The organism is Brucella pituitosa, assembly GCF_965577835.1.
Lineage (GTDB): Bacteria > Pseudomonadota > Alphaproteobacteria > Rhizobiales > Rhizobiaceae > Brucella > Brucella pituitosa.
Window position 1 is genome coordinate 1,606,280 of record NZ_OZ264093.1, and the last position, 12,908, is coordinate 1,619,187.

Sequence of the window (12,908 nt, forward strand, 5' to 3'; positions counted from 1 at the left end):
CATTTTGGTTTTTTTCAATAATGCTATAGCGTTTCCCAAGTTCCGAGGGAGGACATTTTCAAATGCGGCGGGGGATTGATCCACATAATCTCCTGCTTAGTCATGGTTCTATAGCCAAGACGACATTTATTTATGGGAGGAGGAAATATGCTAATTTTCAACCGGAAATCGACTGTTTCTCTAGCTACAGCGCTCGGCCTTGTTCTTGGTGCTGCGCACGCCAAAGCGGAGGAATTTGTAAATATTCTGACCGGCGGCACCAGTGGCGTTTATTATCCACTCGGCGTCGCGATGGAAAAAATCTATTCCAGCATTCCTGAGGTTCGGCCATCGGTTCAGGCAACAAAAGCATCGATTGAAAACATCAACCTCATCAACAGCGGTCGTGGAGAAGTCGCATTCACCCTGGGAGACTCATTGCGTGATGCCTATGAGGGGAATGAAGCGGCTGGCTTTAAAAAGAAGCTCACCAATCTCAGCACTCTCGCTGCAATCTATCCGAATTATGTTCAGATCGTTGCCTCCAAGGAATCCGGCATCAAGACATTGGCCGACCTGAAGGGGAAACGACTTTCCGTCGGCGCTCCGAAATCCGGAACCGAGCTGAACGCGCGAACCATTCTGGAAGCCGCTGGCCTTTCCTATGACGATCTCGGCAAGATTGAATATCTGCCCTTCGCGGAATCGGTCGAGCTTATGAAAAACCGCCAGTTGGACGCAACATTGCAATCGTCGGGTCTTGGTGTCGCTTCGCTGCGCGATCTTGCTAATTCCGTGGATATAAACGTTGTGGAAGTCCCAGCCGATATCATCGAGAAAATCGGTGCACCCTATCAGGTCAACACAATCCCGGCGGATACATACAACGGTCAAGATAAGGATGTCGTGACGGCTTCCGTGATCAACTATCTGATCGTTCGTCCTGATATGGACGAAGAACTGGTCTATCAGATGACCAAGAGATTATTTGAGAACCTCGACCAGCTGGCTGCTGCTCATTCTTCGGCAAAAGCCATCAAACTCGATAAAAGCACCATCGTCTCGCCGGTTCCAATACACCCCGGCGCGCTGCGTTATTACAAGGAAAAAGGCATCGAGTAAGACCGGCTGGTAATCGTGGCAAGCTTGTATTGCCGCATCCAGATAGTCGACGCCCGGGTGGGATAACCCGGGCCTCACCTTTTCCAACAGAGCTCATTTGATCCGAACAACGCAGATCATTGCGCAACTGTTTGTTTTAACTGGTATAATCTGATGAAGGTTTACTCATGACGCAGAGCGAGAACAGCGCCGTAGAATCGGCCGAGCACATTCCAGCCTGGGGCACGGGCACAGGTGCGAGACTCCTGTTTGCCATTGCCGTGGCTTTTTCTGTTTTCCAGCTTTGGACGTCCGCCTATTCACCATTACCCAGTCAGGTGGTTCGGTCCATCCATGTCGGCTTTCTGCTCCTATTGCTGTTTGGTCTTTATGCGAATGCAAGCACCGTGACCGCCCAAAGAGCAGCCTTCTGGTTTGCGGCAATCGTGGCTTTTGTGCTCAGCCTTTATCATTGGATTTTTTATGAAGACCTCGTGATCCGCGCGGGGGAACCCAACACACTGGATATTGTGATCGGCATCCTCGTCGTCGCTCTCGTCTTCTGGGCGGGGAAAAAGATGATGGGCTGGACCTTGCCGCTGATCTGCGCGATCTTTTTAGCCTACGGTCTGTTCGGGCAATATTTACCGCATCCTTTCAATCACCGTGGTTATGATTTCGAGCAAGTGATCGAGGTTCTCTTTTTGGGAACCGAAGGCATCTATGGGACACCAATCTACGTTTCATCGAGCTATATCTTCCTCTTTATCCTATTCGGGGCATTTCTCGAGCGCGCAGGCATGATCCAGCTTTTCAACGACATAGCTATGGGGACGGTCGGAGCATCGCGCGGCGGACCGGCAAAAGTATCGGTGATCTCGTCTGCACTCATGGGGACGATCAACGGCTCCGGTGTGGCCAATGTCGTGACGACAGGCGCTTTCACCATTCCCCTGATGAAACGGTCTGGATTTCGCCCCGCCTTTGCCGGTGGCGTTGAGGCCGTTGCATCAATGGGGGGCCAGATCATGCCCCCAGTTATGGGTGCCGTGGCTTTTATCATGGCTGAAACGCTCGGCCTGCCTTACGTCGACATCGTCAAAGCCGCGATCATCCCGGCAATTCTTTACTTCATCACCGTCTTTGTCATGGTGGATCTTGAAGCACGTCGCCTCAAAATGAAGGGCCTCAATAAAAGCGAGATGCCAAGCGCATTGGAAGCAATCAGAAAACGCTGGTTTTTGGTGTTGCCGCTTGTCGCACTGGTATGGCTTCTTTTCTCGGGCTACACGCCACTTTTTGCAGGCACCGTTGGCCTCAGTCTCACTGCGCTTATCATCCTCGGCGTCCCCGTTTCCGGCGGCATGTCCATGCCGTTGCGTGTGCTGTTCTGGGTCGCGCTGGGCGTTATGTCGGCAGCAGCCTTCGGCACGACTTTCAACATTTTCGGCTACGCCCTACGCGGTATTACGCTGATCATTGCTCTTGTAGCACTTCTGGTCGCGATCAATTTTCTAGTGCGCGGTGGTCGGGAAACGCTCAATCTTTGTCTTCAAAGCCTCGCAGAAGGTGCCAAAAACGCGCTTCCAGTGGGTGTTGCCTGCGCATTAGTTGGCGTCATCATCGGCGTTCTGGCGCTCACGGGGGCAGGATCGACTTTTGCGCGTTTGATTGTCAGCGTCGGAGAGAACTCGTTGTTCTTCTCGCTGGTACTGACCATGCTTGCCTGTCTCATACTCGGCATGGGCATTCCGACCATTCCCAACTACATCATCACCTCTTCGATAGCTGGGCCCGCACTTCTTCACCTCGAAGTACCTCTTCTGGTGTCGCACATGTTTGTCTTCTATTTTGGCATCATGGCAGACCTCACCCCACCTGTAGCTCTTGCTGCCTTCGCGGCAGCCCCAATTGCACGGGAATCGGGGATGAAGATCGGCATGCAAGCGATCCGCATTGCAGTAGCGGGCTTCGCCGTACCTTTCATGGCTGTGTACGAACCGGTTATCATGCTGCAGGAAGGCGGACCTCTTTCTGAGAAGTTCGGTTTCTGGCCTGCCTTCGCTTATATGTTCGTTAAAGCGCTGCTCAGTATCCTTCTTTGGGGGGCAGCGGCGATCGGCCACCTTCGCACACCGCTGAATATGTGGGAGCGCATATGGGCTTTCGCCGCTATCGCCCTGATGCTCGCGACCTATCCTTATAGCGATGAAATGGGTTTCACCGCCTGTGCAGCATTCCTCATCTGGCATTTCTGGAGATCGCGGCCATCCATTGTCGCGTCGTCCGGCTAAATGGCGATCTGCATTGCAACAGCTGGCGGCGTTTTGAAAGTCGCCGCCACAAGCTTTCTCCTCTCATGGACGCATAGTGTTGAAAAAATACCATGGGAGGAGTCGTGGACAGTAACTTCTCAGGGGCTGGTTCTATCAGAGGCGCGCATTAAAGGCTCTGGAGCCGGTATGGATCCGCCGGCTGATGCCTTCCTGGAAGACGGTTGGTATCACTACCGCCCGCACATACCGCCCCGGCAGGAAATCGTACTGGCTGCATCCGGCAAAACAGGCGGCGGCTGGACCTTTTGCGCTGTACAGAAATGCATTGAGTTGGGCAAAGAGGAAGTGACACCAATTCATATAAAACCGTGTGATTAGAGCATTTCCAGCAAAAGTGCGAAGCGGTTTTGCGTCGGATAATGCGAAAAAACAAAGAGATAGAGCATTTCCAATGATTCAAGAAAAACAGGAAATGCTCTAGTGCATGCAATCACTCAGTGAACGCTTCCTGAAAAATGCGGGACGCGTTTCGAGGTGAGACTCACTTCAAAATAAGTTGCTGGAGCGCCGATCTGATACGGCCAGATCGGCGGAATAACCTGCTTTGCAGCCTGCAGACCGACACATCATCCAATTTCTCATTGCCTAAAAAATTGACGAAAAGCCGAGATAATTCGGCTATTTACTCGCCGTAGTAAACATCAGCAAGCTGAGCCACAGCGGTGCAAACACGTCACCATATTGACTGGTATGGTAGTATGGTATAATCGGAAATCGAGGAGACGAAGAATATGCAAAGTCCATTGTTGCGACCAAAGCACATCAGTGTGGTGGATCAGCTTTACGCTACGTTGCGAGCTGCCATCATTGACAATGCATTGTCCCCTGGCACGCGAATTTCTGAAGCTGACGTGGCTCAGCAGTATGGCGTGAGCCGCCAGCCTGTCCGTGAAGCCTTTATTACGCTTGCCAATGAAGGATTGCTGGAGGTCCGCCCGCAGCGAGGAACCTTCGTCGCAAAAATCTCACTTCAAGCAGTAATGGATGCCCGCTTTGTGCGCGAAGCCGTTGAGGCCGATATCGTTAAGCTTCTGGCCCAATCACCAGACGATGCGCTTGTGACCGAACTACGGGCGCAGCTCGTTCGCCAGGAAGAACTCATTGGCGGATCGGCAAGAGATTTCATGGATGCCGACGAAATATTCCACCGCACTTTGGCTGAAGGCGCTGACAAGGGCAAAGCCTGGCGCGTCGTGGTTGAGATGAAGGCGCAGATGGACCGCGTGCGCTTTTTGTCGAGCATGCATTTTCCGGTTGCCCGTCTGATCGCCCAGCACCGTGAGGTGGTTGACGCCATTGCGTCGGGAAATGCCTCCCGGGCTGAACAATTCATGCGGCAACACCTGCAGGGGATTCTGATCGATCTCCCCGTCATAGAGCAGGAAAGGCCCGAATATTTTCTATAACGCCGGACAAAAACGGCATCGACATCATTCCGGAGGAGGAAAGAATGAAGTTTCAGAGTTTTAAACACATAGCGGCAACCTGCGCGATGCTCGCATTGATGGGAGGGACATCGCTTGCACAGGAGGTTACTCTTAAGCTTGGCCACCTCGCCAATGAAGAGAACATCTGGCACAAGGCCGCATTGAAATTCGCTGACGAGGTCAAGACACGCACCGAAGGGCGCGTAGCGGTTGAAGTCTATCCCAATGAATCGCTCGGCAAGGAAATCGACGTCATCAACGGCATGCAGCTTGGCACCGCCGACATGACCATCACCGGCGAAAGTCTGCAGAATTGGGCGCCTAAAGCGGCTTTGCTGGCTTTGCCATATGGATACAAGTCGCTTGAACATATGGACAAGGTTGCATCGGGTGATATCGGCCAGCAGATCGAAGCCGAGATCATCGAAAAGGCGGGCATTCGCCCTCTGACTTATTTCGCACGCGGTCCGCGCAATCTCTCAGCCAATCGTGAGATTACAAAGCCGGAAGATCTGAAGGGTTTCAAAGTCCGCGTGCCAAATGTGCCGATTTTTGTGGCTGCATGGCAAGCGCTTGGTGCAAATCCAACCCCTATGGCCTTCTCGGAAGTGTTCACCTCGCTTCAGAACGGCACCATCGAAGGACAGGAAAATCCGCTCGCCCTCTTCAAGTCGGGTGGCTTTTACGAAGTTCAGAAGGTCGTCAACAAAACTGAACACGTTCGCTCATGGATCTACCTAACAATATCAGAGCGCAGCTGGGGCAAATTGTCGGAAGCAGATCAGGCTGCTTTGAAGGAAGCCGCCAAAACCACGCAGGCTTACGAGCGTGAATTGTTTACGGCTGACGAAAAAGCACTCGTCACCGATCTGGAAGCACGTGGTGTGAAATTCGTGGAAGTTGACCAGGCCGCATTTGCGAGCAAGGCAAAGGACGCCGTTATCGCATCGGTGCCGCAGGAAATCCGTCCTCTGGCTGAGCAGGTTTTCAACGACTGAGATCAAGGCTCTGCCGGATAAAATCCGGCAGCTAGCCTGTCGAGGACACCATGACAAAAACATTCAAAGGGTTGGAGGGCGTGTGCCGCCTTCTGATACTCGCAACATTTCTTGTGCTTATGGGCTCTGTTCTGTTGCAGGTTTACGCACGCACATTCTTAAGCACGGCCCCGGTCTGGACAGAAGAGCTAACCAGATTCTGTCTGCTCTACATCGGAGCACTCGGCGCAGGTCTCGCCTTGCGCAGTGGCGATATGGTCAATGTCGATCTCTTATGTGAAAGCCTACCCGGTCGTATGCCTTGGCTGTTGCGACTGATCAGTGCAATCCTGACAGTGGTTTTCGCAATCGTTCTTTTGCCCGCCGCATGGGATTATACCACCATCGGCAGCCGTCAAACGGCCCCTTCTCTCGGCTGGCGCATGGATTTTATTCACGCATCGCAGCTCATTCTTTTCGTTGCGCTGACCATTTGGGCGCTGATGCGCATCGTCGAGATGCTGACAGGCCGCCATGACGGGCGCCCCATCCCCAATTCGGAGGAAAACTGATGGGTCTGACCCTTCTTCTTGGCACGTTTGTGCTGGGCCTTGCCATCGGCTTGCCCGTAGCCGTGACATTGGGCCTGTCCTCAATGGCTTATCTTCTGTTCGCAGACATCCCGCTGGTTGTCATTCCTCAGAAAATGTATGCTGGGATGGACAGTTTCGTGCTGCTCTGCATTCCCGGCTTCATTCTGGCTGGAAACCTGATGAATTCCGGTGGCATTACCGAGCGGATCATTCGCTTTGCCAATGCTCTCGTCGGCTGGATGCGCGGCGGGCTGGCACAAGCCAACATCGCAGCCTCAATGCTCTTTGGCGGCATTTCCGGAACAGCGGTCGCCGATGTGGCGTCGGTTGGCGGCATGATGATCCCCGGCATGAAAAAAGTCGGATATCCCGCAGATTTCTCGGCTGCAGTCACCGCTGCCTCGTCAACTGTCGGCCCGATGATCCCGCCAAGCGTTCCCATGATCATTGTCGGATCGCTATCCGGGCTTTCAGTGGGAAAACTGTTTCTCGCCGGCGCAATGCCCGGTCTGCTGATGGGCTTTGCGATGATGGTGACCACCTATTTCATCGCCAAGAAAAAGAACTTCCCTCGTGAAGACTGGAAGGGCGTCAAAGAGTTGCTCACGTCGTTCACAGGTGCGATCTGGGCAATTGCGATGACTGCACTAATCGTTGGTGGGCTGCTGATCGGGATCACCACACCAACAGAAACTGCCGTAGTAGCATGTCTTTATGCGGCCCTCGTCGGTCTGTTCATCTATCGGGAATTGCCAGTAAGCCGTATTCCAAAGATCATCATCGACAGCGCAATCAGTTCGGCCGGCATCTTGGTGCTGGTTGGCACTGCCAATGTCTTTGGCTGGATTTTGGTCGCGGAGCGGATTCCGCAGACTCTCGCCAATGCAGTTCTATCTATTACGGACAACAAGTTTCTTGTCATCCTGCTGATCAACATTCTGCTTCTGTTTGTCGGCATGTTCATGGAAACGATTGCTGCACTGATCATTCTGTTCGTGCCTTTGCAGGCTCTGGCTATCGCAGTCGGCATCGACCCCATTCACTTCGCCTGTTTTGCAGTTCTGAACCTGATGATCGGTCTGACGACGCCTCCAGTCGGCGTCTGCCTGTTCGTCGCGTCAAATATAGCTCGACTACCTCTATCACCGGTAATCAGGGCAATCATTCCCTACATTATCACCAATATTATCGTTCTTCTGATGGTCAGCTATTTCCCGCCTTTGGCGACGTGGTTGCCCAACACATTGATGCCTTGAGGTTGCAATGACAGAATTGTCGGAAACACGTGTCGTTTGTCTTCATGCCCAAGATGACCTGAGGATAGAAAACAGACCTCTCGAAACACCCGGTCCCGGCGAAGTAATGGTTGCCGTTCAGGCTGGCGGCATTTGCGGGTCGGATCTGCATTACTGGCTGGAAGGTGGCATTGGTACAATTCGTGTTCGTGAACCAATCATTCTCGGACATGAGGCATCCGGGCGTATCGAAGCACTTGGCGAAGGTGTAACAAACCTCGCTGTTGGCCAGCTTGTTGCCATGAACCCGTCTCAGCCTTGTGGCACTTGCAGTTTTTGCCAGCAAGACTTGCCGCGCCACTGCATTGCGATGCGTTTTAAAGGTTCAGCAATGTACCTTCCGCATCAGCAAGGCATGTTTCGCGACAAAATGGTGATTGCTGCGGATCAATGCTTTGCTGTGCCTGATGATATTGACCCAGGTGCTACGGCCTGTTCTGAACCGCTGGCGGTCTGTCTGCATGCAGCCAATCGCGGTGAAGCAATCGCCGGGAGCCTTTCAGGCAAAGTCGTTCTGGTAACCGGAGCAGGCCCTATCGGGGCGCTTTGTGTGGCGGTTGCGCGAATGCGAGACGCTTCTGAAATCATCGTGACGGATATTCAGGACGCGACACTGGCAATTGCTGCAAAAATGGGGGCCGATCACACAGTCAACATTGCAGCCAATCCCAACGGGCTCGACCGATGGAGAGAAGGCAAGGGCAAGGTTGATCTGGTCTTCGAATGCTCGGCCGCGGCACCCGCAATCAATGATGCGATTTCATGTCTGCGGCCGCTCGGAACGATGGTGCAGGTGGGGGTAGCAGGACCAACCACCATGCCGTTGAATGTGATGGTTGGTAAGGAAATCCAGTTCGTCGGCTCGCAGCGTTTCGACACCGAATTCGCTGAAGCTGTACGCCTGATCGGAACGCACGCAATCGACCCACGTCCGATTATCACAGCCACACTGCCTGTAACTGACGCACTTTCCGCATTTCACGCGGCAACAGATCGATCGCAATCGGTCAAGGTTCAAATTACTTTTGCCAATGCATCTGCACGGCACTGAAAACAGAGAGACGACAATATGAGACAGACCTGGCGCTGGTTCGGCCCCAAGGACCTGGTATCCATCGATGATATGCTGCAGGCAGGAGTAGAAGGTGTCGTAACAGCCCTGCACCATGTTGCGACTGGCGCAGTCTGGTCGCCCGTGGAAATCGAAAAGCGAAAAGCAGACATCGCTCGAATGAAGAACGGGGATGCCTCCGGTCTGAGATGGGAGGTCGTCGAGAGCCTGCCGGTTTCCGAAGACATCAAACGCCAGACAGGTGAGTGGAAAACACATATCGCGAACTGGAAGACCTCGATGCGAAACCTGCGCGATGCGGGTATTGAGGTGATCTGCTATAACTTCATGCCAATCCTTGACTGGACGCGCACTGATCTGGCTTATCGATTGCCAAACGGCGCCACTTGTATGCGCTACGACGCCATCGATTTTGCAGCCTTCGATTTGTTTCTTCTGCAGCGCGATGGCGCATCAGACGATTACAGCTCAGACGTTCTCGAAGCGGCACGCAAGCGTTTTACGGAGATGTCTGACACCCGGCGTCTGGAACTCTCGGGCAATGTCGTTTTTGGCTTGCCCGGCGCTGCCGAACGCATGTCTATGGACGATGTGAAGCTCCATCTTGCACATTACGACAATATTTCACCTGAGCGTCTTAGGGGACACCTGATTGATTTTCTGGCAGAGGTAAGCCCGCTGGCGGAAGAACTCGGTGTACGTTTGTGTTGCCATCCGGATGATCCGCCGTTTCCACTACTCGGCTTGCCACGCATCATGTCGACCGAAGCCGACTATAAAGCAGTGATGGACGCAGTGAATATTCCGGCAAATGGCATTACACTTTGCACGGGATCACTGGGGACACGCGCCGACAATGATCTACCGGGCATGATGAAACGTCTGGGCGAACGGGTGCATTTCCTGCATCTGCGCAATGTCACACTCGAAGAACCGCATCTTGGCGGGTCGTTCCATGAAGCGGCTCACCTGGAAGGCCATACCGATATGGTCGCCATGATCGCAGCCATTCTGGCAGAAGAAAACCGGCGCAAGGCTGCGGGCCGGACAGACTGGCAAATTCCAATGCGGCCAGATCATGGTCAGGATATTCTCGACGATCTGAACAGAAGAGCACAGCCGGGTTATCCGTCCATTGGACGATTGAAAGGTTTGGCCGAGTTGCGTGGGATCATGACTGCGCTATCGCATCCAGATGTCAGGGTCGTTGAATGACAAGACTTTCAGCAATGGCGAGTGATGGAACAGCCGCCACCTGGCCCGGCTATAAGCCTGAAAATCATGGGGTTGGCATCGTCCATTTAGGGCTTGGCAATTTTGCCCGCGCCCATCTGCTGGCTTATACCGATACTGTTCTTGCAAAAAAGGGTGGCGACTGGCGGGTAGTCGGCGTGTCGCTACGCGGAACCGCAGTTGCTGATAGTCTGAATCCGCAGAATGGTCATTATACGATGATCACGCGCGGCGCTTCCACGGAGGCACGCGTGATCGGTGCCCTTGAACGGGTATTGGCCGGACCAGACGTCAGCAGCGAAGCACTGAACGCCATGGCATCACCCGACTGCCGCATCGTCAGTCTGACCGTGACGGAAAAAGGATATGGCATCACCAGTGACGGGCAACTCGATCACGGTCATACCGCAGTCGCAGCCGATCTTGCAAATCCGGAAACTCCGACTGGGGTGATCGGCTTGATTGTCGCTGCGCTCGCCCGCAGAATGAAATTGAGCCTGCCGCCATTCACAGTGCTGAGTTGTGATAACCTATCGCACAATGGCCAGAAGCTGCGCAACGCGGTACTGACTTTCGCGCGTGAAACTCGCGGAAAGCAGCTTTCCAACTGGATAGAAAGTCATGTCAGTTTCCCGTCGTCCATGGTCGATCGCATCACTCCGGCATCAAATGACGATACTGCCAAACTGGCTGCAGAACTGACAGGACGGGAAGATCAGGCCGCGGTCGAAACCGAGCCATTCACTCAATGGGTAATTGAGGACCGGTTCTGCGCCGGCCGACCAGAGTGGGAATGCGCTGGTGCCCTATTCGTTGATGACGTTACTCCGTACGAACGCATGAAACTCCGGATGCTGAACGGTGCCCATTCCATGCTGGCTTATAGTGGGCAGTTGTCAGGTAAAACATTTGTACGTGATGTTATGGCAAATCGTGACCACGCTGCGCTCGTTCAGCGCCATCTTGCTGCGGCCGCAGCAACGATTAAAGGACTAGCCATTGATCTCAACGGCTACGCAGCGGCCTTGGCCGAGCGATTTTCCAATCCGGCAATTGCTCACTCTACGGCGCAGATCGCAATGGACGGCACCCAAAAGCTTCCCCAACGCATAACGGCCCCAGCATTGGAAACGATAGCGGCTGGTGGATCGATACGTCCCTTTGTGTTTGCTTTGGCCGCTTGGCTTGCCTTTCTCGTGCGAAAGGATCCCAACGGCCAGCCCCTGCCGCTGAATGACCCCAAAGCAACGGAGCTTCAGGCCGCGTTAAAAGACGCAGCCACACCAAGCGATATAATTCATGCAGTTGCACTCGTCTGTCCTGACGTTCTTCCTGCTGCATTGACGAATGGGGTTTTCGGCTTCGAACTCAACGATATGCTGACCGCCATGCTCTCAAAAGGAATGTGCGCTGTTATCAAACAGGAAGCCATGGGGCATTATTAGTCACGTTTATCAGCCGGGGCCTCTATCAAGGCTCCGGTTTTTGCATCAGATAGTCTGCTACCGCTTGATAAGCTGGTAGCGATGTTGGATCATTATACGCGTTGCCTGCCTTTGGGTGCGAGGCAAAACGTGCAATCACCATTTCGGCTTTGGGGTCGATATAAAGTGCCTGTCCGTGCACCCCACGCGCCATGAAAGCCCCATCCGCATTATGGGAAACCCACCACATGCCACGATAGCTCCAACCCGACAGGAGCTTGTATCCAGCTTTTTCAAATGCCTTCTTGTCGCCTCCACCCTTGATACTGGCGACGGCAGTCGCAGGCACAAGCCGCTCACCGTTGATCACACCATCATTGAGCAAAAGCTGTCCCAGACGCGCCATATCGCGCAGCCCGGCATTGAAACCACCGCCCGCAAAAGGCGTACCGATAGAATCGACCGTATAATATGCGTCCTGCTCAGTGGCCAATTTGCTCCAGATGCGTTCTGACAATAGGGTTGCTACAGATTTCCCGGTGACACGCGCGATAATCCAGCCAAGCGCGTCAGAATTAATCGTCCGATAGCCAAACGCTTCTCCGTGCTCGCCCTGCCTACGGACGGTTTTCAAATAGTCAAAATAGGTGCGCGGTCCGGTATAATTATCAGGCTTCGGCAAAGGATTGCCTGCAGCAGAATATATCCAGACATCCGCATTTGGATCACTGTAATCCTCGCTGTAATCCAGACCCGTGGTCATATCCAGAACCTGCCGGACAGTCGCATCTCCGAATGCACTTTTTGCAAGCTCCGGCACAAGGCTGCCGACTTGGGCTGCTTCGTTAAGTGTACCATCTGCCACCAGCATTTCACCCAACAAACCGGTGATCGATTTGGTTACGGACATGGCTCCATGCTGGCCTGAAACATCCAGACAGCCTGAATAACGCTCATACACAACCATTCCTTTATGCAGAACAACGATCCCATCGGTGTAATTCGCATCAAATGACTGCGCCCAGGTCATCGTTTTATCACTGCCCAACGGGCTGAAAGTGATGGCATCTATCGCCGGATCAGCTTGTTGCGTCAGAGGAGCAGGAGAACCTATGCCACGGCTCACATTTACTGTCGGCATTAACTGACGAAAGTGGCAGACGGTCCAGCGCAATTTCGGAAAACTGAAGTAATCAGGATCGGAAAAACGAATAATTTTATCCTCCGTGGGAGGAAACCCCTCCATCCACCCGAGCACACGTGGATTGGATTCTTTAGCTGACATGACATCTGCCTCCTGCGACCAGGCCACTTGCGAAAAACTGGCCAGTATGCCGGCGGCCAGTAGTAGAATTTGTAATGCGCGTGTGACCACCGATCGAGCCGTATTATCTGAACAGCACCGCGAACTGGTAGTTAACGATGACATTGGCAAATCCTCCACCCAGATTGATGCGTTAGTATAGAACAA

General features: G+C 53.3%; 11 protein-coding genes. 10 read left to right on the forward strand and 1 reads right to left on the reverse strand.

Annotation, left to right across the window (positions count from 1 at the left end):
* Positions 1–147 precede the first annotated feature (147 nt).
* The 10 genes from ACSME1_RS18755 to ACSME1_RS18800 all read left to right on the forward strand — a co-directional run bounded on the left by ACSME1_RS18755 (position 148) and on the right by ACSME1_RS18800 (position 11,458).
* Entirely contained in the window at positions 148–1,101 is a 954-nt protein-coding gene (locus tag ACSME1_RS18755; protein ID WP_424577599.1) for a TAXI family TRAP transporter solute-binding subunit, read from the forward strand.
* A 167-nt stretch (positions 1,102–1,268) separates the two neighbouring features.
* Entirely contained in the window at positions 1,269–3,374 is a 2,106-nt protein-coding gene (locus ACSME1_RS18760) for a TRAP transporter permease (protein ID WP_424577598.1), read from the forward strand.
* A complete protein-coding gene (locus ACSME1_RS18765) occupies positions 3,375–3,734 on the forward strand; it encodes a DUF1850 domain-containing protein (RefSeq protein WP_424577597.1) in 360 nt (119 codons plus the stop codon).
* 413 nt (positions 3,735–4,147) lie between these two features.
* Positions 4,148–4,822 carry a GntR family transcriptional regulator gene (locus ACSME1_RS18770; RefSeq protein WP_105534588.1) on the forward strand — a complete coding sequence of 225 codons (675 nt, stop codon included), beginning with the start codon at positions 4,148–4,150 and terminating at the stop codon, positions 4,820–4,822.
* Between the two features lie 44 nt (positions 4,823–4,866).
* Positions 4,867–5,841: a TRAP transporter substrate-binding protein gene (locus ACSME1_RS18775; RefSeq protein WP_105534587.1), complete on the forward strand. Its 975-nt coding sequence runs from the start codon at positions 4,867–4,869 to the stop codon at positions 5,839–5,841.
* Positions 5,842–5,891: 50 nt separating this feature from the next.
* Complete coding sequence (locus tag ACSME1_RS18780; RefSeq protein WP_105534586.1) at positions 5,892–6,392, forward strand: TRAP transporter small permease; 501 nt, start codon at positions 5,892–5,894, stop codon at positions 6,390–6,392.
* A complete protein-coding gene (locus ACSME1_RS18785; protein ID WP_100556807.1) occupies positions 6,392–7,669 on the forward strand; it encodes a TRAP transporter large permease in 1,278 nt (425 codons plus the stop codon). Before ACSME1_RS18780 ends, ACSME1_RS18785 begins: the two co-directional genes overlap by 1 nt.
* A gap of 7 nt (positions 7,670–7,676) precedes the next feature.
* Positions 7,677–8,759, forward strand: a complete 1,083-nt coding sequence (locus ACSME1_RS18790) for an L-idonate 5-dehydrogenase (RefSeq protein WP_435655193.1) — start codon at positions 7,677–7,679, stop codon at positions 8,757–8,759.
* 18 nt (positions 8,760–8,777) lie between these two features.
* A complete protein-coding gene (gene uxuA, locus ACSME1_RS18795; protein WP_435655194.1) occupies positions 8,778–9,995 on the forward strand; it encodes a mannonate dehydratase in 1,218 nt (405 codons plus the stop codon).
* On the forward strand, positions 9,992–11,458 hold the full coding sequence (locus ACSME1_RS18800) for a mannitol dehydrogenase family protein (protein ID WP_435655195.1): 1,467 nt from the start codon (positions 9,992–9,994) through the stop codon (positions 11,456–11,458). Before uxuA ends, ACSME1_RS18800 begins: the two co-directional genes overlap by 4 nt.
* Before the next feature lie 25 nt (positions 11,459–11,483).
* Here the strand turns inward: ACSME1_RS18800 and ACSME1_RS18805 are convergent, their stop codons facing one another.
* Complete coding sequence (locus ACSME1_RS18805; RefSeq protein WP_424577706.1) at positions 11,484–12,722, reverse strand: serine hydrolase domain-containing protein; 1,239 nt, start codon at positions 12,720–12,722, stop codon at positions 11,484–11,486.
* Between the last annotated feature and the right edge of the window lie 186 nt (positions 12,723–12,908).

Excerpts from the sequence above, each read along its gene's own strand:
- ACSME1_RS18755 (WP_424577599.1), top strand. The coding sequence starts at position 148 with ATGCTAATTTTCAACCGGAAATCGACTGTTTCTCTAGCTACAGCGCTC.
- ACSME1_RS18760 (WP_424577598.1), top strand. The coding sequence starts at position 1,269 with ATGACGCAGAGCGAGAACAGCGCCGTAGAATCGGCCGAGCACATTCCA.
- ACSME1_RS18765 (WP_424577597.1), top strand. The coding sequence starts at position 3,375 with ATGGCGATCTGCATTGCAACAGCTGGCGGCGTTTTGAAAGTCGCCGCC.
- ACSME1_RS18770 (WP_105534588.1), top strand. The coding sequence starts at position 4,148 with ATGCAAAGTCCATTGTTGCGACCAAAGCACATCAGTGTGGTGGATCAG.
- ACSME1_RS18775 (WP_105534587.1), top strand. The coding sequence starts at position 4,867 with ATGAAGTTTCAGAGTTTTAAACACATAGCGGCAACCTGCGCGATGCTC.
- ACSME1_RS18780 (WP_105534586.1), top strand. The coding sequence starts at position 5,892 with ATGACAAAAACATTCAAAGGGTTGGAGGGCGTGTGCCGCCTTCTGATA.
- ACSME1_RS18785 (WP_100556807.1), top strand. The coding sequence starts at position 6,392 with ATGGGTCTGACCCTTCTTCTTGGCACGTTTGTGCTGGGCCTTGCCATC.
- ACSME1_RS18790 (WP_435655193.1), top strand. The coding sequence starts at position 7,677 with ATGACAGAATTGTCGGAAACACGTGTCGTTTGTCTTCATGCCCAAGAT.
- uxuA (WP_435655194.1), top strand. The coding sequence starts at position 8,778 with ATGAGACAGACCTGGCGCTGGTTCGGCCCCAAGGACCTGGTATCCATC.
- ACSME1_RS18800 (WP_435655195.1), top strand. The coding sequence starts at position 9,992 with ATGACAAGACTTTCAGCAATGGCGAGTGATGGAACAGCCGCCACCTGG.
- ACSME1_RS18805 (WP_424577706.1), bottom strand. The coding sequence starts at position 12,722 with ATGTCAGCTAAAGAATCCAATCCACGTGTGCTCGGGTGGATGGAGGGG.